The 22,233-nt window shown below is 59.5% G+C and carries 18 protein-coding genes, 2 tRNA genes and 1 pseudogene; 5 read left to right on the forward strand and 16 right to left on the reverse strand.

From position 1 onward, the window contains the following. Positions 1–162: 162 nt before the first annotated feature. Positions 163–984: a MurR/RpiR family transcriptional regulator gene (locus tag DXC90_RS03495; RefSeq protein WP_117734789.1), complete on the forward strand. Its 822-nt coding sequence runs from the start codon at positions 163–165 to the stop codon at positions 982–984. 20 nt (positions 985–1,004) lie between these two features. Here the strand turns inward: DXC90_RS03495 and DXC90_RS03500 are convergent, their stop codons facing one another. Continuing rightward, a complete protein-coding gene (locus tag DXC90_RS03500; protein WP_117734790.1) occupies positions 1,005–2,393 on the reverse strand; it encodes a glycoside hydrolase family 1 protein in 1,389 nt (462 codons plus the stop codon). Between the two features lie 251 nt (positions 2,394–2,644). On the opposite strand from DXC90_RS03500, the gene DXC90_RS09510 reads away from it, so the two are divergent. Next, a complete protein-coding gene (locus DXC90_RS09510) occupies positions 2,645–2,989 on the forward strand; it encodes a hypothetical protein (protein WP_157758013.1) in 345 nt (114 codons plus the stop codon). Positions 2,990–3,207: 218 nt separating this feature from the next. On the opposite strand, the gene DXC90_RS03510 is transcribed toward DXC90_RS09510, so the two are convergent. Next, on the reverse strand, positions 3,208–4,350 hold the full coding sequence (locus DXC90_RS03510; RefSeq protein ID WP_117734791.1) for a YhcG family protein: 1,143 nt from the start codon (positions 4,348–4,350) through the stop codon (positions 3,208–3,210). 120 nt (positions 4,351–4,470) lie between these two features. Here DXC90_RS03510 and DXC90_RS09845 point away from each other — a divergent pair. Further along, positions 4,471–4,926: pseudogene (locus DXC90_RS09845) on the forward strand (EamA family transporter); the annotation flags it as partial. Here DXC90_RS09845 and DXC90_RS09695 read toward each other — a convergent pair. The 13 genes from DXC90_RS09695 to rpsF form a co-directional block, all read right to left on the reverse strand. Then, entirely contained in the window at positions 4,858–5,148 is a 291-nt protein-coding gene (locus DXC90_RS09695) for a hypothetical protein (protein WP_232049589.1), read from the reverse strand. The pseudogene DXC90_RS09845 and the gene DXC90_RS09695 sit on opposite strands and share 69 nt — an antisense overlap. 144 nt (positions 5,149–5,292) lie before the next feature. Beyond that, positions 5,293–8,607 carry a carbamoyl-phosphate synthase large subunit gene (carB, locus tag DXC90_RS03520; protein ID WP_117734792.1) on the reverse strand — a complete coding sequence of 1,105 codons (3,315 nt, stop codon included), beginning with the start codon at positions 8,605–8,607 and terminating at the stop codon, positions 5,293–5,295. Positions 8,608–8,705: 98 nt separating this feature from the next. After that, complete coding sequence (gene carA, locus DXC90_RS03525; RefSeq protein WP_233502134.1) at positions 8,706–10,211, reverse strand: glutamine-hydrolyzing carbamoyl-phosphate synthase small subunit; 1,506 nt, start codon at positions 10,209–10,211, stop codon at positions 8,706–8,708. A gap of 317 nt (positions 10,212–10,528) precedes the next feature. Beyond that, on the reverse strand, positions 10,529–11,494 hold the full coding sequence (locus DXC90_RS03530; protein WP_117734793.1) for a hypothetical protein: 966 nt from the start codon (positions 11,492–11,494) through the stop codon (positions 10,529–10,531). 19 nt (positions 11,495–11,513) lie between these two features. Beyond that, positions 11,514–13,286, reverse strand: coding sequence for an ABC transporter ATP-binding protein (locus DXC90_RS03535; RefSeq protein WP_117734794.1), 1,773 nt, complete (start codon positions 13,284–13,286; stop codon positions 11,514–11,516). Between the two features lie 203 nt (positions 13,287–13,489). Continuing rightward, on the reverse strand, positions 13,490–14,185 hold the full coding sequence (locus DXC90_RS03540; RefSeq protein WP_199406603.1) for an NUDIX domain-containing protein: 696 nt from the start codon (positions 14,183–14,185) through the stop codon (positions 13,490–13,492). Positions 14,186–14,206: 21 nt separating this feature from the next. Then, the gene (gene purD, locus DXC90_RS03545) at positions 14,207–15,511 is read right to left on the reverse strand and encodes a phosphoribosylamine--glycine ligase (RefSeq protein WP_117734795.1); all 1,305 of its coding nucleotides are present in this window, start codon (positions 15,509–15,511) and stop codon (positions 14,207–14,209) included. A 118-nt stretch (positions 15,512–15,629) separates the two neighbouring features. Continuing rightward, complete coding sequence (locus DXC90_RS03550; RefSeq protein WP_117734796.1) at positions 15,630–16,916, reverse strand: adenylosuccinate synthase; 1,287 nt, start codon at positions 16,914–16,916, stop codon at positions 15,630–15,632. Positions 16,917–17,009: 93 nt separating this feature from the next. Continuing rightward, a complete protein-coding gene (gene dnaB, locus DXC90_RS03555) occupies positions 17,010–18,407 on the reverse strand; it encodes a replicative DNA helicase (RefSeq protein ID WP_117734797.1) in 1,398 nt (465 codons plus the stop codon). A gap of 218 nt (positions 18,408–18,625) precedes the next feature. Beyond that, a complete protein-coding gene (gene rplI / locus DXC90_RS03560; RefSeq protein WP_089572584.1) occupies positions 18,626–19,165 on the reverse strand; it encodes a 50S ribosomal protein L9 in 540 nt (179 codons plus the stop codon). Positions 19,166–19,180: 15 nt separating this feature from the next. After that, complete coding sequence (gene rpsR / locus DXC90_RS03565; protein WP_006235829.1) at positions 19,181–19,447, reverse strand: 30S ribosomal protein S18; 267 nt, start codon at positions 19,445–19,447, stop codon at positions 19,181–19,183. 72 nt (positions 19,448–19,519) lie between these two features. Beyond that, entirely contained in the window at positions 19,520–19,972 is a 453-nt protein-coding gene (locus DXC90_RS03570; RefSeq protein ID WP_117734798.1) for a single-stranded DNA-binding protein, read from the reverse strand. A 48-nt stretch (positions 19,973–20,020) separates the two neighbouring features. Next, complete coding sequence (rpsF, locus tag DXC90_RS03575) at positions 20,021–20,314, reverse strand: 30S ribosomal protein S6 (protein WP_006235831.1); 294 nt, start codon at positions 20,312–20,314, stop codon at positions 20,021–20,023. 505 nt (positions 20,315–20,819) lie between these two features. Between rpsF and DXC90_RS03580 the strand changes: the two genes are divergently transcribed. Both DXC90_RS03580 and DXC90_RS03585 read left to right on the forward strand, forming a co-directional pair. Beyond that, positions 20,820–20,910, forward strand: a tRNA-Ser gene (locus DXC90_RS03580). A 48-nt stretch (positions 20,911–20,958) separates the two neighbouring features. Continuing rightward, positions 20,959–21,049: transfer RNA gene (locus tag DXC90_RS03585), tRNA-Ser, on the forward strand. Positions 21,050–21,211: 162 nt separating this feature from the next. Here the strand turns inward: DXC90_RS03585 and DXC90_RS03590 are convergent. Beyond that, positions 21,212–22,219 carry a hypothetical protein gene (locus tag DXC90_RS03590; RefSeq protein WP_117734799.1) on the reverse strand — a complete coding sequence of 336 codons (1,008 nt, stop codon included), beginning with the start codon at positions 22,217–22,219 and terminating at the stop codon, positions 21,212–21,214. Between the last annotated feature and the right edge of the window lie 14 nt (positions 22,220–22,233).

A 22,233-nucleotide genomic window follows, 5' to 3' on the forward strand; every position in this document is an offset into this window, starting at 1 on the left:
GGCTATATCCAAAATCGGTTACATGCTGTGCCACAAGGTTGCGAGATGGCTACGCGAGTTTCATAACGTGAAACTCCGCAGGAATACCGGCATGTTTGAGCTATAGTTTGGTCAAATGAGGCCCTCTTATTCGGGCCACTGAGCATAAAGGGGACAGCCATCATGGAAAAATCCATCTCGATGGGATCGGTTGCCGAACGGTTGCTTGACTACATCGACACCGCAATGCAGCACGACACCAACTACGAGATAGCGACCACGCTGGTGAAAAACTACAGCAAGCTGAGCGAGCTCTCGATTGGAGAAATCGCCGACATGTGCTTCGTCTCGAAGGCTTCAGTGTCGCGATTCTGCCGGTTTATGGGTTTCGCTGATTTCAAGGACCTGCGCAACCAGCTTGAACATGACGTCCTCAAAACCGGGTTGTTTCCACATGCCTTTGTAGAACAGCTGTCAAACGACACGGAAGGCGCTCTGGCATCCTACCGGGAGGCGATCCTGCTCAATATCGAAACGACCGTCTCGGCGGCAAACATCGCGAAACTGCCCGCCATTGTCGATGATTTGCACGACAGCGGGCATGTCGCGTTCTTCTCCCACCACTTCCTCTGGGACGTGGGCCGCTACTTCCAAAGCAGGCTCACCATCATGAACCGCCTCATCGAGCTTTACCTCGATTATTCATCGCAGCTCGCCTGCGCGCAATCGCTCACCAAATCCAGCCTCGCCATCATTTGCAGCATAGGGGGAACATACCCCATTCGTTATCCAGAAATCGTCAACGCACTCGCCGCCTCCGGCTGTCGTCTTCTCGTCATCACACAAAACACCTCAAGCGCCTACTGGAACCATGCCTCCTGCATACTGAGCTGCGGAGTGACCAACAACATCGACACGGGCAAGTTCGGTGCGCTTGCCGCCATCGACTTGATAGTCATGGAATACCTGAGGCGTTATGGAGCCGATTCCGGTACTGGCGAGTAATCTCGTCGGACCACCGACGCTCAGCAGGGCAAGCCGTTTTCTCTAATCACGTCCTGATACCAGAAGAAGCTGTCCTTCCTGAAACGAGCGCATTGCTTCGCATCGGTTTCCGTGCGATCGACATACAGAAGGCCGTAGCGCTTAGTGAACCCCTGATGACTTGAGCATAGATCCATGAGGCTCCAAACGCAGTAGCCGAAGACGGGATAGCCTTCGCGAATGAGCTCCTCGACCTCGCCCAAATGTCGTGAAAGGTATTCGATGCGCACGGCATCATGCACCCTGTTCTCCTCGTCAAGTGACTCGGAAAGCGCCATGCCGTTCTCCGTGACGATCATCGGAAGCTGGTAGCGATCGTAGAGCTTGCGCATGCCCACGCGAAGCCCAAGGGGGTCGATGCCGTTCGACATCCACTCGGTCGGCGCGATCGCAGGGTTATCGCAGAGTTCGAAATCCCCGCCCGACCACGGAGGGAACCGGTCGAAGCGGATGGGCTCCGTGCGCTCATGCGCACAATTGCTGAAATAGTAGTTCACCCCAAGAAAATCGGGCCTCGTCGCGACCAGGATGTCGTGGTCCCCGCACTCAACAACAGGGTAGAAACCTTCGCGCTCCAGGTAATAGCGCGCATAAGGCGAGATGTCGCCGCGCACACTCAGGTCGAGCAGGTAGTTCTGCATCATCTCCTCGGCGTTCATGGCCGCAAGCACATCCGCCGAAGCGCTCGTCCGCGGGTTGACCACCTGCATGGCGACAACGGGGCCGATCTGCGCATCGGGGTCGATCTGTCGCAGGCACGCGATGGCGCGATGCTCGGCAAGAGCGACATGATAGCTCATCTGGTAGGCGTTCTTCTGCCGTTGGCGCGGATCGGTTTCGGTGTCACCCGTGTTGCTGGGCGCGGAGGTCGCAATTAGCTGTTCATTCACGGTAACCCAGCGCTTGACGCGCCCCTTGAAGTGCGTGAAGCAGATTTCGGCATAGCGCACATAGAAGTCGATCATCTTACGGCTCTTCCAGCCGCCGAAGGCCTCGACCAACGCACTCGGACATTCGAAGTGATACAGGGTGACCAAGGGCTCGATCCCTCGCTCCAGCAGGTAGTCAATCAGCTGGTCATAAAACGCCAAGCCCTCAGGATTGGGATCCCCCGAGGCATCGGGCATGATGCGGCTCCAAGCGAAACCCATCCGGTAGACCTTGATGCCGAGCTCGGCCATGAGGTCGACATCCTCACGCCGGTGATGATAGTGGTCCGAGGCGATCTTGTTATCGGCGATGCCGGGACGCCCCGGGCCGCGATCGGTGGTTGCCGGACCTTTGCCTCCTTCATCATACCCACCCTCAACCTGAAAAGCGCTGGTGGAAGCACCCCAGAGGAAACCTTCGGGAAACCGGTGCTGAGTCATGAGTTCAACCTCTCGTCACGGATGTCACTTCTTGCAACTCCCGTTATAACGGATGTACGAACCAAAGCCTGTTACTCATTCCCGGGCAATGTTTCACGATTTGAAAACGGCCGTGCCATCATGCACCGCAAACTCTAAAGAACATGCCGTCGCGAAGGCCAAGCCTCATGCCCGCCACCGTCACGTGCCGGCGCCGCACACCGCCAAGCCGCTACTCCCCGTCGCGGAAGGTCAGGAGGTCGCGGTAGTCCGTGTCGCGCGTGCTGCCCGTCTTCGAGAACGGGTTCACCGAAGCAGGACACCTCATCCTCAAGATCTACCTCCTCGACGAAACCAAGGTCGATTTAGGAGACGCAACGTTACTACAGCGCAGGGAAAACGGCCCGCCGAATAAAATCGGATCGATCCCCCGTCTTTCGGTCGATTGCCACCACCATGGATGCCGGAAAGCGCACGGTAACTGCAACAAGCGGCTCATCAGCAACAACGCCAGGCCTGACATGGATGCGCTCAAGACGACCCGTCCAAGTCTCTTGCTCAAACTCTACGCTCTCGCGCTCGATATCTTCGTCTGTCAGGACCGATCCATCAGCTAGTTTGTACTCAGTCATTATCTAGAACCTCCCTCTCAGACAAACCATGCTTGAGAGCATTGCGGTGGACAATTGCCATGGAAGTATCCTCTCCTCCAGGCAGAGTTTGTCATACTCATTGCATGACAAACTCTGCCTTGATACGTTCCCCACCCCATGCTCATCGGCAAAGCTCAAGGCCATAAGCGAAATAAGCTTCTAACACCGAACAATTCCTACCGCTACCCATCAGACCTCTCCAGCAACATCCGTAAGTCATCGATGGGCGGCAGAGCATCGAGCAACTCTCGTGGCATATCCTTCGACGTCTTATAGGTGGCCACACCCATGGGTTTTGTGAAGTCTTGGATCACATAGTCAACAAATCCCTTGTCCATGTCTTTGCAAAGCACAAGGCCTATGGAGGGATTCTCGTGCTCGCGACGCTCAAAGTCGTCCAGGATGCGTAGATAGCCAGAGAGCTGGCCGAGATAGGCCGGCTTGAAGGGGCCGCTCTTGAGCTCGACTGCAACTAAACAGTTGAGGTCGCGGTTGAAGAACAGGAGGTCGATGTACTGATCGATGCCAAAGGCGTCGAGATGGTACTGGTTTCCCACAAACGCGAAGGCTCGACCGAACGTCATGATGAACTGCTTGATATTCTGCACGATGCCTTGCTCTAACACGCGCTCGTCGACATCCTCCGCATCGCGCACCCCGAGTTCCTCAATATTGATAAAGTCGAGCAGATACTCGTCCTTGAACGTGGCGATAGCGCGCAGCGCCTGCTGACCCTTTGGCAGCGTTGAGAGGAAGTTGTTGGAGACCTCTCCTTGATGATGAAAGTCGTCCGCCTTCAGCGAGCGTTTGAGCGCCTCCACACTTAAGTGCTCAAATGCGCACTTGTGAATGTAGAAGAGCCGCTCGTCAAGGGTCTTAGCACCTGCAAGGATATACCGATGATGGGTAAACCCAATCGCTAAAAAATCATCGAGAGAACATGTGTTTGAATTCGGCACTTGCAAGTGACGAATTTGCAGAAGGCCACCGTCTGAAGATTCGTCACTCACGAGTGACGAATCGAGAAACGCCTGTTCATCGCCCGGAGCAGACCAAGCTTCAAAGAAGATTCGCATATATTTGAGACTTGTTGTGGAGAAGCCCCTGAGTCCTGGCAGCTCCTTCCGCAATTGTTCGCTGATGGTTTTGAGCGCGTTGGTTCCCCACGTGCCATTGCGCGTGTTGGCGGAGACGTAGCCTCCCACGGCGAAATAGAGCTGCAGCTGCTGAGCGTTGGCGCTCTTCGCCGCAGCATACTGCGCACGCAATATCGCCGTCTTGATGGTCTGAACTTCCTCACGATAGCCCGTAATCTCTGACATCATGGCGTTCTCCTCTTCTTACGAACTTGTGTTCCATGACGCGTTCTATGCTATCAACGCGTGCGGACACAAAATTGCGCGTACCATAGAGGCGTTTTCTGCTTCGCCTCGTTTGGGAGATGTATGTCCAAACCCTCATCCGCACTCGACGCCAGCTCTTGCGATGTTTACGCCGACTCCGCGCGCCACCCTCTCACGCGCACATGGTGCGTAGCTGCGCTCGCCCTCATCTGCTGCGCGCTCTGGGGCAGTGCGATCCCCTGCATCAAGATCGGCTACGAGCTTCTCGGCATCCAAAACGGCGACGTACCATCGGAGTTTCTCTTCGCTGGCGTGCGCTTTATGCTTGCCGGCGCTATCGCACTTGCCGCTGCAGTCATAACAAGACGTCGCTTGCCTCGCGTCTCACGCACGGGATGGCCACTCGTTATCAGACTCTCGCTTGCCCAAACTATCGTGCAGTACGCCTTCTTTTATATCGGCGTTTCAAACGCTTCGGGTGTGCGCGGCTCAATCGTCAACGCTATGAACACGTTTCTCTGCGTGTTGATGGCAGCGCTCGTGTTCCGGCAAGAACGGCTCACTGCGCGCAAAGTCCTCGGCTGCGCTATAGGTTTTACCGGAGTCGTTATCGTCAACCTCACCGGTGGCGATAGCGGCGGCGCCGTCACGCTCACAGGCGAGGGCTTCATCCTTATTGCCGCTGTCTCCTACGCTGTCTCGTCTGCCCTCATCCACACCTACTCCCAGCGCGAGGACCCCGTGGCGCTCAGCGGCTACCAGTTTATCAGCCCTAGTCATCGCGCAAAGCCCCTTCGGCAGCACACGGTGCAGCCGAGTCACCGTGTGCCGGGGCGGGAAGGCGGACCTTTCTCTCGGAAAACTTCGCGAAGCCCAGTTTCCGAGAGAAAGTGTCCGGCTGCCGCCCCGGCCGACCAGGTCACACTACATCGTGTACTGCGGCAGGTCCTGCAGGGCGATGACGTCCATACCCATGTCGTTGGCGCTGCCGTGACCCTGCTGGTCCTCGCGCACCGCCTCGATGGCACTCACGTATGTGTTGGCAGCGGACATCGCGGTCACGCAGGTCACGCCGCGGCGCACCGCCTCGGTACGCAACAGATAGCCGTCGCCGCGCGAACCCGGACCATACGGCGTGTTGATGATCACCGCAATCTTGCCATCGGCGATAAGGTCGCCGATATTGGGACGCTCGCCGTCATGCGGACCGCTGATCTTTTCCACGATTTCGCACGTCACGTTACCGCCGCGCAGCACGCGCGCCGTACCCTCGGTAGAGCAGATATCAAAGCCAAGGTAGCGCAGGATACGGGCGACCGAAAGGATGTGGCGCTTGTCGCGGTCGCACACGCTAATGAACACCTTGCCGCAACTCGGGTCGGGCAGCTTGTAGTCAATCGCCAGCTGCGTCTTGGCATATGCCTCGGGATAGCTCTTGGCGATACCCATGACCTCGCCCGTCGACTTCATCTCGGGCCCCAGGATAACGTCGGCTCCCGGGAAACGACCCCAGGGCATAACGGCTTCCTTCATGCAGAACCAGTCCAGCTGACGCTCGTCACTCGGCAGGCCCAGGCTCGCGATGGAATCGCCCGCCATGATACGCGCCGCGCACTTGGCCAGCGGCACGCCGGTGGCCTTGGAAATGAACGGCACGGTACGGCTGGCACGCGGGTTAGCCTCGATCACGTAGACGGTCTCGCCCTTGATGGCATATTGCACGTTGACCAGGCCGCGGACTCCCAGCGCCGTCGCGATGCGGCGCGTGGTCTCACGGAGCTTCGCCTGCAGGCTCTCGCTAAAGCTGAACGGCGGAATGCACGTCGCGGAGTCGCCGGAGTGGATACCGGCCTCCTCGATATGCTCCAGGATACCGCCGATGTAGACCTCCTCGCCGTCGCACAGGGCGTCGACATCGGACTCGATCGCACCCTCCAGGAAGCGATCCAGATACACCGGGTAGTCGGGGCTAATGCGCGCGGCCTCGGCCATGTAATCGCGCAGATGCTCGGCATCGTAGGCGATCATCATGCCGCGGCCGCCCAGCACGTAGCTCGGACGCACCAGCAGCGGGTAGCCGATGTGCGCGGCCACGGCCTCGGCCTCCTCAAACGAGGTAGCCTGGCCCGCCGGCGGGTACATAATGCCCAGCTTGTCGAGTAGGGCGGCAAAACGCTCGCGGTCCTCGGCAAAGTCGATGGCATCGGGCTTGGTGCCCATGATGTTGACGCCACTCTCCTCGAGCATGCGCGCCAGCTTAAGCGGGGTCTGGCCGCCGAGCGTCACTACGACGCCGTCGGGACGCTCAACATCAATGACGTCCATGACGTCCTCGTAGGTGAGCGGCTCAAAGTACAGGCGATCGGACGTGTCGTAGTCGGTCGAAACGGTCTCGGGGTTGCAGTTGACCATGATGGTCTCGAAGCCGCGGGCAGCCAACGCATAGCTCGCGTGCACGCAGCAGTAGTCGAACTCGATACCCTGGCCAATACGGTTGGGGCCGGCGCCCAGGATCATCGCCTTGGGCTTGTCCGCCGGCGTGGTCTCGTCGGGGGCAACGCACTTCTTGGCATCCGGGCTCGTGCGGTAGATGTTCTCGTACGTCTTGTAGTGGTACTCCGTGGCGCTCGAGAACTCCGCAGCGCAGGTATCGACCGTCTTCATGCTGGGAACCACGCCCAGGCCCTTGCGGTAGGCGCGCACAAAGCGCTCATCGGAGCCGGTCAGCGCGGCGATCTCGGCGTCACTCGTGCCGTACTGTTTGAGCAGGCGCATCGCGTCGGCGTCAATGTCCTCCACACGCAGGCCGCGGATGCTCTCCTGGACCTGCACCATGTCGTTGATGCGGTTGAGGTACCACGGATCGATGCCGCAAATGGCATGGATCTGGGCGATGTCCCAGCCGCGACGCAGGGCCTCGACCACAAAGAAGATGCGGTGCTCGGTCGGGGTTGCCACGGCTTGGGCGAGCTCATTGTCGCTCAGCTTATCGGCACCCTCCTTGCCACCGGCGCAAATACCCTGGTGTCCATCCTCCAGCGAGCGCATGGCCTTGCCAAAGGCTTCCTCGAAGGTGCGGCCGATCGCCATGATCTCGCCCACGGCCTTCATGCGCGTGGTGAGCGTGGGGTCGGTACCCTTGAACTTCTCGAAGGCAAAGCGCGGCACCTTGACCACGCAGTAGTCAATCGTGGGCTCAAAGCAGGCAGGCGTTGCCTTGGTAATGTCGTTGACGATCTCGTCGAGCGTATAGCCAACGGCCAGGCGCGCGGCGGCCTTGGCGATGGGAAAGCCCGTGGCCTTGGAGGCCAGTGCGGAGGAACGACTCACGCGCGGGTTCATCTCGATGACGATCAGGCGGCCGGTCTGGGGGTTCACGGCAAACTGCACGTTGGAGCCGCCGGTCTCGACGCCGATCTTCTCCAAGATGGCGAGCGAGGCGACACGCATGCGCTGATACTCAAGGTCGGAGAGCGTCTGCGCCGGCGCCACGGTGATGGAGTCGCCGGTATGCACGCCCATGGGGTCGAGGTTCTCGATGGAGCACACGATGATGCCGTTGCCGGCGTGATCACGCATGACCTCCATCTCATACTCTTTCCAGCCCTCGATGGACTCCTCGACCAGCACCTCGTGGGCGGGCGAGAGCTCCAGGCCCTGGCTCACGATGGAGACGAGCTCCTCGTGGGTATGAGCGATGCCGCCGCCGGCGCCACCGAGGGTAAAGCTCGGACGCAGCACGCAAGGATATCCCACGCGCTCAGCGATAGCCTCGGCGTCAGCCACGCTGTAGGCATAGCCCGAGCGCGCGACCTCCAGGCCAATCTCGGCCATGGCCTCGTTAAAGAGTTTGCGGTCCTCGCCGCGCTCGATGGCGGCAAGGTCGCAACCGATCATCTCGACGCCGTACTTGTCCAGCGTGCCGTCTTTCGCCAGCTCGACGGCGGCGTTCAGGCCGGTCTGGCCGCCCAGCGTGGGCAGCAGCGCGTCCGGGCGCTCTTTCTTGATCACGCGCTCGATAAACTCGGCGGTGATGGGCTCGACATAGGTGCGGTCGGCAAGACCCGGGTCGGTCATGATGGTCGCCGGGTTGGAGTTAACCAGGATGACCTCAAAGCCATCCTCCTTGAGCACCTTGCAGGCTTGGGCGCCGGAGTAGTCGAACTCGCAGGCCTGGCCAATGACGATGGGACCCGAACCAATAACGAGGATACGCTTGATGTCAGTACGTTTCGGCATGTTTAAAACCTCCTAGAGAGGCTGACTCAATGTTTTGGAAAAGTCAGCGAGGGTGCAGCTGGTGCATCAGGTTGCCGTGATGCGAGGGCGCGCTGGGCTTATGCCCGCGCGTCCGAAGCAGAACGGCAAGATGATGTGCCAGATGCAGCCGCAGCGTCGATCGGTCCGCCGTTCGGCAGAACGGCGGAACCATCGTCGGCGAAATTCCAACCGGCAAGGCGGTCCTTCGCGGTGTCGATGTCCAGGTAGTTCTCCTCGCCGTCCATGAGTCGCGTAAAGGCGGTAAAGAGATAGTGGGCATCGGTGGGGCCAGGCGAGGCCTCGGGGTGGTACTGGACCGAGAAGCACGGGGCTTCGAGCAACTGGATGCCCTCGGCGGTGCCGTCGTTAAGGTTCACATGCGTCAGGCGAATGCGGCCAAAGCGCTCGTTCATCACGACCGGCGCGATGCCGCGGCGCACCCAGACGCGCAGATCTCCATCGGCCGCATGCTCGGTCTCGCCGCCGGAAAGCTCGGGGACAAGCTTGCCCAAGCTGGGGAACAGCAGGCCAAAGCCATGATTTTGCGCGGTAATCTCCACGCGACGGCTTACCAGGTTCATGACTGGCTGGTTGCCACCGCGGTGACCGAACTTAAGCTTTTCCATCTGGGCGCCGCAGGCCAGGCTGATCATCTGATGACCCAGGCAAATGCCAAAGACCGGCACCTTGCCGATCAGCTGCTGCACCTGCTCATAGGTCTCCACCACGGCGTCGGGGTCGCCGGGACCATTGGACAAAAAGACACCGTCGGGATTCATGTCGAGCACCTCACTCGCGGGCGTATCCCACGGCACGACGGTAAGGTCGCAGCCGGCACGGACCAGGCCCTCCAGAATGCCGCGCTTGACACCGCAGTCGTAGGCGACCACTTTGTGACGGGCAGGAGCGGCAGCCGCAAGCGCAAAGTCATGCGTGGCAGGCAGGTCACTCGCGGCAAAGACGTGGGGTTCAGGGCAACTTACGGTCTTGACCAAATTCTCGCCCACCAGTGTGGGCGCTGCGGCCAGACGCTCGGCAAGCTCGTCGACGTCGAAGATCTCGGTCGAGATAATGCCCATCTTGGAACCATTGTCGCGCAGATGGCGCACCAGAGCGCGGGTGTCGACACCCTCGATAGCGACGATGCCGTGAGCGCGCAGGTACTCCGGCACGCTGACGGCCGAGCGCCAGTTAGAAGGCGTGGTGCACATGTCGCGGACGATCATGCCGCGCATGGCGGGAGCGCTCGCGGGGCGAGCGGTATCGCCGGGGAAGGCCGACTGGACGTCGGTCTCGTCGATGCCGTAGTTACCGATCTGCGGATAGGTCATGGTTACGATTTGGCCGGCATAACTCGGGTCGGTCATAACCTCAAAGTAGCCCTCGAGCGAGGTATTGAAGCAGACTTCGCCGGTCGCGGTGCCCTCGGCGCCGCATGCACGTCCATAAAAAATGGTCCCATCCTCAAGATACAGGATGCAGGGACCGCAGGTGCCCTTGCTGGTTTTGGCCAGCATACGCTGGCAAAGCTCGCTGGGCGCGAAGGTGCGGGCGGCAGCGCCCGCGGTATGGTTGTTCGCCATAGTTCTCCTTCCCGGTCTCACAGGACCGGCTTAAAGGTGTGTAGTTAGGCCTCGCGGTATTGTAACCGCAAGCATCACTTATGGCGTTAATTTCATAGAATTGTTTACAAAATGATAATTATGACTCCCCATGCATAATGATTCACAACCGCCATCGGGTAGTCTTTTTGGGACGGGGCTATTTTAGCTGCCTCGGCTGCTAGCGCTAGCGTTTTGTCTGATTGACGGCCGGGGTAGCTAAAATAGCCCCGTCCCAAAAAGACTACCCAGAAAAATCATCCCGCGTGGGCTTGTGGCTCACGCGGGATGATGGCCTCCTACTTTTTCTTGTCCTGTTCCAGCAGATCGGACGGTGAGCGATCGGGCTTGCCGCCGCGGAAAATCTCGCGACCATGCAGACGATGTTCCAGGTCACGTTCGGCCTTTTCCTCGTCAATCTTGGTCTGGCTCACCACCGGGTCCTCAATCAACGACGACACCGAGTTCACCTGCTTCTGAATGCGCTCGGCGATGGTGTCATCCATACTCACGATGCGCATCTTCCAGTCGATACTCGTGGCGTTGGATGAACTCTTGGTCCACACGAACGTCAGAATGGCGCTCTGGTGGCCCTGGGCGGGAAACATGCCAAAGAAGGAATCGTGCTGAATGTTGCTATCTTCGTCGATATAGGCGTGCACGTTATACACCACGCGGTCAATCTTATCGTTGAGCAGCGCGTTGGTCGCGAGTGCCGCGGCCTGAATCTGCCCGTTGGACAGCAGTTCGAGCTCGTTGGCAGACGATGTGTCCAACACCGTTGCCTCGACCGTGCCCGTACGCTCATCGGCCTCGTCGACGGAAAAGTCGAGCGGAAACTGCGTAAAGCCGTTGCCCCACTCAAGGCCGCCCTTCAGCGCCGTCGAAACGGTATCGACCGAAACGCTCTCGGACAGATTGGCGGTATTCAGACGGCGCATCACGCCGTAGCCGATCTGCATGCCCACGATCAGCACCAAAATACCGATGACCACGGCCATCGCGGTCTTCGTAATGGTATGGCTCACCTGCGAGCCCGAAGGATCGTCCTCGGACAGCGGGTCGATATGTTTTGCCTGGCGCGCGCGGTCCTCGCTGCGCAGCTGCGCTAGCGCCGCTTTGTCACCGCGCTTGGCCGCAGCCTCCTTCTCGCGCATGCGCTCGGTACGCTTTTTGGCAAGCGTAGGATCCAAGACGCCGGATGCATCGATTTCGGAGAATAACTCCGTCACCTCTTCCGGAGTCAAAGGGTTCTTGTCAGCCATAAACTTCCTGTCATATCAATCAGTCGAGCTCGTGCGCACGCGCACCTTCGAACTGCATTCGATAGTAACGGGCATAGGTACCGCCACGGGCGAGAAGCTCCTCGTGCGTGCCACGTTCCACAACGCGACCATGCTCAACGGTCGCAATCTCGTCAGCATGCTTAATGGTCGAGAGGCGGTGGGCGATGATAATCGTGGTGCGGCCGCGCGCCAGCTCTTCGAGTGACTCCTGCACCGCCTCCTCGCTCTCGTTATCCAAAGCGCTCGTCGCCTCGTCCAAGATCAGGATCTTGGGGTTCTTGAGAAACACGCGCGCGATGGCGACGCGCTGCTTCTGTCCGCCCGAAAGACGGCTGCCGCGCTCGCCCACGACCGTGTCATAGCCCTGCGGCAGCGACTCGATAAAGGCATCGATGTTGGCGCGGCGAGCGGCTTCGGCGATCTCTTCTGCCGTAGCGCCCGGCTTGCCGTAGGCGATGTTCTCGCCGATTGTTCCGTCAAACAGGTAGACATCCTGTTGCACCAGGCCGATGGCACGACGCAGGCTCTGCTGTGTCACATCGCGCACGTCCTGGCCGTCGATGCTAATGGATCCGGCAGCCACGTCATAAAAGCGCGGTAGCAGCGAACAGGTCGTGGACTTGCCACCGCCCGAAGGGCCAACCAAAGCGATGGTCTGACCAGGCCTGATGGACAGGTCCATATGGTCGATAACGGGACGCTCGTCGGCATCGCCCTCGCCCAGCTCAACATCCTCGTAGTTAAAGCACACGTCGTGATACTCCACGGCGCCGGCGGTCACCTGCAGATCCGTAGCACCCGGCTTGTCCTGGATATCCGGCGCGGTCGAGAGCACCTCGTCCATACGCTTAAAGCCGGCGATAGCCTTCTGATACATCTCGGCGGAATTGACAAGCGTCTCGAGCGGCGTGCAGAACAACGAAATGTAGAGCGCAAACGTCGCCATATCGACTGCTTGCAGATCGCCCTGAGCCACCAGCCAACCGCCGAGCAGCACCACGATCACGTAGAGCACGCCCGAGAGCAGGCCATACGTCGCGGTATAGACGCCCATGGCATGGTACATGTTCTCTTTGGACGAAAGGTAGCCATCGTTAGAGGCACGGAACTTGGCGCGCTCGGTCTCCTCGTTGGCAAAGCTCTTGACTACGCGCATGCCCGCCAGCGAATCCTGCAGTTGTGCATTGATGCCGCTGATCTTTTTGCGGTTGTCGCTAAAGACCTCGCGCATACGCATGTTCTGCCAAAACATGATGACCGCAAACACCGCCGTCACCACGGCCATGGCAAGCGCCAACACCGGGGCGATGGTAAAGAGGATCACAAACGAGCCAATGATCTCGATGCCGCAGATGATGATCCACTCGGGCACGTGATGCGCCGCCTCGCAGATATCGAACAGGTCGTTGACCACGCGGCTCATCATGTCGCCCGAGCTGTTGCGGTCGAAGTACGCAAAGCTAAAGCGCTCATACTGGTCAAACAGGTCCTCGCGCATCTTGGACTCCATGCGCGCGCCCATCACGTGACCCCAATAGCTCACAAAGTAGCGGCAGGCACAGCGGACGGCATACATCAGCACCAAGCCCACCGCGATCATACCGAGCGCCTGCATAATGGCAGCCTGACCCTGGGTAAACAGCCCACCGGTCAGATTGCGCAGAATAATAGGAAACGCCAGGTCAATGGCGGCAAGCACCAGGGCGCAAACCGTATCGGCAACAAGAAGCCCCATCTGGGGCCTGTAATACGACAAAAAACGCTTCAGCATAATCACCTTACGCGGTTTTACCAAACCGCGTTTCGTCTCGACGCTGCAAGTGCCCCATTTGGACAATCTGGCCTTCAATCGTCGGTCGCGTATATCCATACGCTTCCCTCCTCTTTTAGGCCACCTCGTCTCTAATGGAGCACTTTCGCTGACTTACACAAACCAGCGAGGTCATAACCCCGCCTCAACAAAGTAACCGCTCGCTACAGTTCGGCTCCACCAAGGCGATGCGCGATGCTATCGCAGGCCAAGGCGCCCACGACGGTCTTGGCGTCTTCGATCTTACCGTCGAGTACGGCGTCGATCAGCTCGTGCAGCGGCACCAGGTCCACGTTGACAAACTCGTCATCGTCGGGATTAGGCGCGTCGAACTCGAGCTTGGTGGCCAGGTAGATGTGAATGATCTCGTCGCAGAAGCCGCAGGTCGTGACAATTGACGTCAAAAAGCGAATGCGACCGGCCCGAAAGCCCGTCTCCTCGTGCAGTTCGCGCTTGGCGCAATCGAGCGGATCCTCGCCCGGGTCGAGCTTGCCGGCGGGAATCTCGACCGTCACGCGGTCGATGGCGGTGCGGTACTGACGCACCAGCACAATCTTGCCGCTCTCGGTCAGCGCCACAACGGCCGCCGCGCCCGGATGGCGAATGATGTCGCGGGCGCTGCGGTGGCCGTTGGGCAGCTCAACCTCAAGACGGTGGACGTCGAGGATCTTGCCCTTCCAGGCGCACTCCTCCGAAAGAATCTTCTCGTGTAGCTCGGCATCGTGCGGGTCGTCATCGCCCAGCACCAGCACCGGCTCGTCAGCAACCTCGCCGCCAGGCTCGCCCTCGGCGTGCCCATACACGCGGCTGTCCTCCTCGACGATCTGCGCGTCCACGAGCTCTTCGTTCTTATCGTCCATCCGTCTCATTCCTCTCGGATTTTAGGCATCCCAGGCGTCGCGGCCGCGCAGCGCGCGCAGGCCAATGTCGTGACGCAGGGTCTTGCCCTCAAAATCGATCTTCTCGCAGGCCTCGTAGGCAAGGTCGCGAGCGTTCTCGAACGTGTCGCCCAGCGCGGTCACGGCGAGCACGCGGCCGCCGTTGGTCACGAGCCGGCCGTCCGCCACGGCGGTGCCGGCGTGGTACACCGTCACGTTCTCCATGGCCTCGGCATCCTCGATACCGGTAATGACCTTGCCCTTCTCGTAGCTGCCGGGGTAGCCCGCGCTCGTCAGGACAACGGCCACGGCCCACTCGTCGCGCCAGTCGAGCTCAATCTGATCGAGCTCGCAGTTGGCGCAGGCCAGCATGACCTCGACCAGGTCGTTCTTAAGGCGCGGCAGCACGACCTGCGTCTCGGGGTCGCCAAAGCGAGCATTGAACTCCAGCACCTTGGGGCCGGCGGGCGTGAGCATAAAGCCGCCGTACAGGCAGCCGCGGTAGTCAATGCCCTCGGCAGCAAGTTCGGCAACGGTCTGTTCCATGACCGCCACCATGGTGGCGTGCTCCTCGTCGGTCACGATGGGCACCGGGCTGTAGACGCCCATGCCGCCGGTGTTGGGGCCCTTGTCGCCCTCGAGCGCGCGCTTGTGGTCCTGCGAGGTGGCCATGGGGCGCACGGTCTTGCCGTCGGTAAAGGCAAGCAGCGAGCACTCGGGACCGGTCAGCATCTCCTCGATGACCACGGTGTTGCCGGCATCGCCAAAGGTGCCGCCAAAGCACTCTCGCACGGCCTCCTCGGCCTGCTCAAGTTCGGTCGCCACGATAACGCCCTTGCCCGCGGCAAGGCCGTCGGCCTTGACGACCAGCGGGGCGCCCTGCTCGCGCACGTAGGCGAGAGCCGAAGCCTCGTCGGTAAACGAGCCGTAGGCTGCCGTCGGGATACCGGCGCGCTCCATGAGCTGCTTGGAGAACAGCTTGGAGCCCTCCATCTGGGCGCCCTCGGCACCCGGGCCAAAGCACGGAATACCCGCCGCGCGCACGGCGTCGGCCACGGCCGCCACGAGCGGAGCCTCGGGGCCAATTACCACGAGTCCGCATCCGTGGCTCTGAGCAAACGCCGCCACGGCCGCAGGATCGCAGTCGTCGAGAACAACGTTCTCGCCGCAGCTCGCGGTGCCGCCGTTACCCGGCGCAATGTAGAGCTTGCCGGCGCGCGGTGATGCTGCGAGCTTTGCTGCCAAAGCATGCTCGCGGCCGCCGCTGCCCAACAACAGGATGTCGATGGTTTGAGTGTCCGCCTTCAAGGGTGCCTCCTCTATGGATGAATGGCCCGCTCCGCGCGAGCCCTTTGCAAGCAAATATACCCCTCGGCCGCCCACTTGGGCTGCAAAGGGGTATATCGCAATAACCAAATGGTCCCGATTACTTCCAGAATCGGTTGATGATCTGCTCGCGACCAGCGCCAACGCCAATAAACGTCACGCGGGTGTGTGCCAGATCCTCGATAAACGCCACGTAGTCCTGGGCCTCCTGCGGCAGCTCGTCAAAGCTGCGGCAGCCGGTGATGTCGCACTTCCAGCCAGGGAGCTCCTCGTAGATGGGCTTGGCATTCTCAAAACGCACCTGATGCTCGGGCACGCTCGTATAGCGCTCGCCATCGACGTCGTAGGCGACGCACACCCTGATGGTGTCGAAGGCCGAAAGCACGTCGAGCTTGGTCAGGGCGATATCGGTGAGGCCGTTGACGCGCGAGGCGTAGTTGGCGATGGGGCCGTCGAACCAGCCGCAGCGACGACGGCGACCGGTGGTCACGCCGTATTCATAGCCCTCCTCGGTCAGCGTGTGACCGGCCTCGGACTCATAGGAAAGCTCGGTGGGCATGGGGCCCGAACCGACGCGGGTGATATAGGCCTTCATGACGCCCAGCACGCGGTCGACATTCTTCATGCCCACGCCGGAGCCGGTGATGGCGCCGCCGGCGGTGCAGTTGGAAGACGTCACGTACGGATAGGTGCCGTGGTCGATGTCGAGCAGCGTCGCCTGGGCGCCCTCAAACAGCAGGTCCTTACCCTCATCGATCATGTTGTTGAGCAGCAGGCTCGTCTCGGTGATGTAGGGACGCAGGCGCTCGGCCATGGGCAGGTACTCGTCACAAATCTGGTCCACGGTGTAGGTGGGCAGGTTGTAGATGAGCTCGAGCTCGGGGTTCACGCGGGCGAGAGCGGTCTCCAGCTTGTCGCGGAACAGCGCCTCGTCCAGCATGTCCTGCATGCGCAGGCCAATGCGGGCCATCTTGTCCTGATAGCACGGACCGATGCCGCGCTTGGTGGTACCGATGTTCTTCTTGCCGAGCTTCTGCTCAAAGGCGCCATCCAGATCGATGTGGTACGGCATGATGACATGCGCGTTGCCGCTAATCTTGAGGTTCTTGGTGGTGATGCCGTCGGCCTCGAACATGTCGATCTCCTCAAGGACAACCTTGGGGTTAACGACGCAGCCGTTACCGATTACCGACACGTGGTCGGAATACATGATGCCGGAGGGCACCTGGTGCAGGCCGTACTTCTTGCCGTTGACGACGATGGTGTGGCCGGCGTTGTTGCCGCCCGAGTAGCGCACGACGGCATCGAAGTCGCCGGCGACCAGGTCGCAAATCTTACCCTTGCCCTCATCGCCCCACTGGGCACCGACCAAAACGGTTGACGGCATGTTTACTCCTTACATTCATGGACTGTCTACGCGCCGCGTCGGCACGCAGAAGCACAAAACATTCCCAGTATACCCGTGCAACGGGCGCCTGTCCTACTCCTCGGCATGTGCCCCATCAAGCTCATAGAACTTGGTGGATGCCGGCAGGAACATCAGGTCGACGTCGCCGATCGGGCCCGAACGGTTCTTGGCCACGACGATACGCGTAACGCCCTCGTCGGGTCGATCGTCGCGTGAGGCTTCGGCCTCGTCGGCGGAGCGGTCCAAGAACATAACGATATCGGCGTCTTGCTCGATGGAGCCCGATTCACGAAGGTCGGAAAGCTGCGGGCGCTTGCCGGTACGGGATTCGACCTGACGCGAGAGCTGCGACAGCGCGATGAGCGGGATCTTGAGCTCCTTGGCCATGATCTTCAGACCACGCGACATCTCGGAGACCTCGACGGTACGGCTCTCGGAGCGACGTCCCGGCGGAGGACTCACCAGCTGCAGGTAGTCCAGGATGATGATGGCCTTCTCCTTGTTGTGGAGCATGCGGCGGCTCTTGGCGCGAATCTCGGTCACTGTGGTGCCGGGCGTATCGTCAATCAGAATATCGAGCTTAGACAAGGTCTGCGTGGCCTCGTTGATATTGGCCCACTGCTCGGGGCTAATGCGGCCCATGCGAAAGTCACTGATCGAGATCATGGCGTAGGCGCAGATCAGACGCTGGGCAATTTCCTTGCCCGACATCTCCAGCGAGAAGAAGCCGACGGTATAACCAGCGGCGGCAGCGTTGAGCGCCAGATTCAGGGCGAACGACGTCTTACCTACAGCAGGACGGGCACCGATAATGATGAGCTGACCCTCGCGAAAACCCATGAGCATGCGGTCGAGCGACGGGAAACCCGTGGGCACGCCCGCAGCCTGGCCACCGGCCTGGCACACTTCCTCGGCCTCGTTATAGGCCTCGACCATAAACTCGGTCAACGTCTTGTAGCTCGACTTGACCTCGCGCGCCGTGACCTTGAGCAGCTTGCTCTCGGCCAGCTCCACGACCTCCTTGGTGTCGGTAGGGGCGTTATAGGCCAGCGCGTTGATCTCGTTGGTGGCGCCGATCAGCTCGCGCAGCATCGAGTCGCGACGGACGATGGCGGCATGGTGCTGCCAGTTCACGAGCGACAGAGTCTGGCCCATCAGCTCCAAAATGTAGGCCTCGCCGCCCACGGCATCGAGCTTGTTGATGCTTCGCAGGTAATCGATCAGCGAGATGGAGTCGATGGGAATGCGGCTGTTGTACATATCGACCATCGCGGTATAGATGGTCTTATGAATGGGCCGGTAGAAGTCATCGGGCTGCAGCTCGACCTGGGCCTCCTCGACCACCTCGGGCGATAGCAGCATGGCGGCCAGTACATTGGCCTCTGCATCTTGGTTTTGGGGAAGACCCAACTTTGAGCCGCGGTCCTCAACCGTCAGCCCGGTCTCCCTTTCGTCATATGCCATGAGCATCCTCATTCATATCGCTTGCGAGCATCCATAGTATCAGCCACGGTCCCAAAACGCGCCACGCGCCGCTAATCATCACCGAACGAAACGGATGAACGGTCCCGTATATAGGACTTCGACGCAACGTTCACCATGACACTCACTCAGCGCAAAAAACAAAAGGGCGCCCCGGTTTCCCAGAGCGCCCTTCTTAGAACAAGATTGTTGCGTTGCAGCAAATGCTACTCGGCAGCAGCCTCAGTCTCGACCTCGGCGGTCTCGGCCTCGGCGACCTCAGCGGCCTCCTCGACCTCAGCCTCGGCAGCGAGCTCCTCGGCGGTAACGCCGACGAGAACGACAACCTCGGCCTTGATCTCGCGGTACAGCGAGATGGCAACGGTGTGGGCACCGGCAACCTTGATGGGCTTACCGAGCTCGACGCGCTTGCGGTCGATGTCCATACCGAGCTGAGCCTTGATGGCGTCAGCGATCATAGCGGCGGTAACGGAGCCAAAGAGGATACCCTCGTCGCCGACCTTGACGTCAACGGTGACCTGCTTGCCCTCGAGGGCAGCCTTGGTCTCGTTGGCGGTAGCCAGACGGACGGCCTCGCGCTTAGCGATGTTGTTGCGACGCTCGTCGAGCTGCTTGAGGTTGCCCTTGGTAGCGGCAACAGCGAGCTTCTTGGGGAACAGGAAGTTCTCAGCGTAACCCTGGGCGACCTCTACGACGTCACCCTCGCCGCCCTTGCCCTTGATCTCATCGAGAAGAATAACCTTCATGATGCGTCTCCCTTCTTAGCCGCGGTCGCGGTTGCCACGAGAGGAAACCACGGGGACGGTGTACGGCAGGAGAGCCATCTCGCGGGCGCGCTTGATGGCGTTGGCGATGTCATGCTGATGCTGCGTGCAAGCGCCAGTGACGCGACGGGGCTTGATCTTGCCACGGTCGGTCATGTACTTACGGAGAAGCTGAGTGTCCTTATAGTCGATGAACTCAGTGTTCTCCTTGCAGAACTGGCAGTACTTACGACGCGGCTGACGTGCAGAAAAATCATTAGCCATGTCAAAATACCTTTCGTTTGGCAACTTCGGCGAACCGAAGCCGCCTCTCACTCAAAAATAGGTGAACAACCCTTAGAACGGGATGTCCTCATCGTAGACGTCGACCGCGGGCGGCGTAGCCACCGGTGCGGCAGGACGTGCTGTGGGCACAGGAGCTGCGGGGGCGTAACCGCCCTGATCGTAGCCACCCTGGCCACCACGGGAGCTCATAAACTCGATCTCATCGACGATGACCTCAAGCTTGCTCCGGCGCTGGCCGTCGCGCTCCCAAGAGCTGTAGCGCAGCTTGCCCTCGATCGCGACCTTGTTTCCCTTTGCCAGGAAACGGCTCACGGCCTCGGCGCGGGTGCCGAACATAGTGCAGTCGACAAAGTTGGGATAGTCCTCCCACTCGCCAGTCTGCGCGTTGCGGCGACGATCGTTCACAGCGACGCCAAAGGACAGAACCTGGGTTCCGCCGGCGGTGGCGCGCAGCTCGGGATCGCGGGTGAGGTTACCGGTGATGTTCACTCGATTGATGCTCATAACTCACTACTTCCTCTTGGGGCACAAGCCCAGTCCAAAACGACAGTCTTACTCCTGGTCGTCGCGACGGACGATCATGTGGCGGACCACAGCGTCGGTGATGCGCAGAACGCGATCAAGCTCGGCGATCTGGGTAGGATCTGCGTGGAAGTTGATGAGGGTGTAGTCACCATCGGTGAGGTCGTTGATCTCGTAGGCGAGCTTGCGCTTGCCCCACTCGTCAACGGAGTCGACCTTGCCAGCGCCCTCAGCGATCGTGGTATCGATACGCTTCATAACAGCGAGACGAGTCTCGGGGTCGAGCGACGGGTCAACAAAGAACAGCAGTTCATAAGCCTTCATATTGTCACCTCCTCTGGGCAAATGTGGCTTCAGGTCGTGAAGGTGCGCCTGAAGCAGGAAAAGACTTGGTAATAATATCTTTCAACCTCCTAGGCTGCAAGAATATGCAGCTACAACCTCATGACCTCCACATATGCCCATACTCGCACGACGTTTCATGCACATTCCAACCAAATGCTGACCAAAAGCTTGACGGATCTGTGGACAAGATACGGCGCCGTGGGGACAAGTCGCACCAAGCCGCAGGTCAACGGGCACAACGCTGTGGTCGCGAAATGCATACCAGTGGTCCACAACGCCAACCAAAGATTTTTAAATTCATTGCCAAGTCGCTTATGAATACCCTTTTTTGAACAATTGAGGTGATCAACCACGCTGGTCGGAAGCCGTTTTTCGGAACCTCAAACCCCACTGCAGCGCCAAGCGCGGCCAAGCGTTTTAAAAAATGCCAACTTTTCTGTTTGCACTTTGCGATTCCTCGTGTATACTGACTTTCGCATTTAACGGAGAGTTGTCCGAGTGGCCGAAGGAGCACGATTGGAAATCGTGTAGGCGTCAAAAGCGTCTCCAGGGTTCAAATCCCTGACTCTCCGCCAGTTAATTCCAAAGCAGGCCTTCGAGCCTGCTTTGTTTTTACCCCACGCGGAGGGGTGGCAGAGTGGTTGAATGCGGCGGTCTCGAAAACCGTTTGGCCTGTATAAGGTCACGAGGGTTCGAATCCCTCCTCCTCCGCCATTTTGGTTGAGAAAGCTCCCAACAATGGGAGCTTTTTTTTGTTATCGAAATACGTCTCGATCCCACGCTTCCCCAAACATGTACGTCACCCTCCAAAACCGACATTTTTCGACATCTTTGAAGGCTGACGTACACGTTTGGATTGAGCTCACGGGAGTGGCACTATTCGGAAGGTGCCTCTTCGTCTCGCATGCCTTTCCAGTTGCGGATAAGCGCCTTGCGTAGTTCGTTTTGCTCTCGCTGGTGCCCGGTGTCGGTACAGCGAGGCATGCCGAGTGCTTCGCGAACGTTGTTCATGGCGCGGTGAAAGGCGAGCTGGCTGTCGAACTGAGCCGAAGTGAGTGTAACGATTCGATATCCCATTTGGGAGAGAACGGCCTCTCGCTCCGCATCTGCTCCTTTGCGCTCGAACTCATCGTGAAAGCCGCCCTTATATTCGATACCGAGCTCCCTGCGCTTGTAGGTAACGAGCGCATCGATTTTGAGTGTTCGAGCTTTGGCGCAATGCCAGAGACGTTGAGGGATCTCGAGCGGTTTGTTGAGTTCGATACCTCGGATGCCAACGCCGCCTTCGCTTGTTGGGAGTGAGAGGGCGATTGCCGAAGCGGTCTCCATAGGCGAGGCAGAGCGATCGTAGATGTGCCTGAGCGCGAGCCGTGCACGTGTGGCACCGGGTTTGCCGGGATGCCGATCGAGCAGTTCGATTATTTCATCCTTGAAGGTGGTGGCTGGTTGCTCGGTATAAGGGTCGGCGGGATTAAGCCTCATGCGATAATCGCCGCAAACTTCATAGCCATATTCGAGATATTCGATCCTATCCATCCACTCGGCAGCGAGCACGAAGGTGAAGGCTTCGTCGGTGATGAAGACTCCGGGCGTCAACTCGTTAATATGCTCGTAGGGAAGATTTTGTCCAAGCATGTGGCAAATGACGCCTTTGGTGCGAATTCGCTCGAATTCGAATACAACCGCAATATCGATAGTCTTGAGCATATCGGACGGAATGCCGCAGTCGGTAAGGGCCTGTCGTATGCGCGCAACACGTTGCTGGGTGGAAATGCCTTGTGCGCCTATCTGGTAGTCGTGCCGCGCAAGAGACTGAACCAAATTCTGGGGTGCATGATGGACAAGCCATGCGGTTTTATGCGAAATGAGAACAGGGGTGTCCATTGAGGGCCTCTCGC

Origin of the sequence: Collinsella sp. TF09-1AT (assembly GCF_003436895.1) — a bacterium.
Classification (GTDB): domain Bacteria; phylum Actinomycetota; class Coriobacteriia; order Coriobacteriales; family Coriobacteriaceae; genus Collinsella.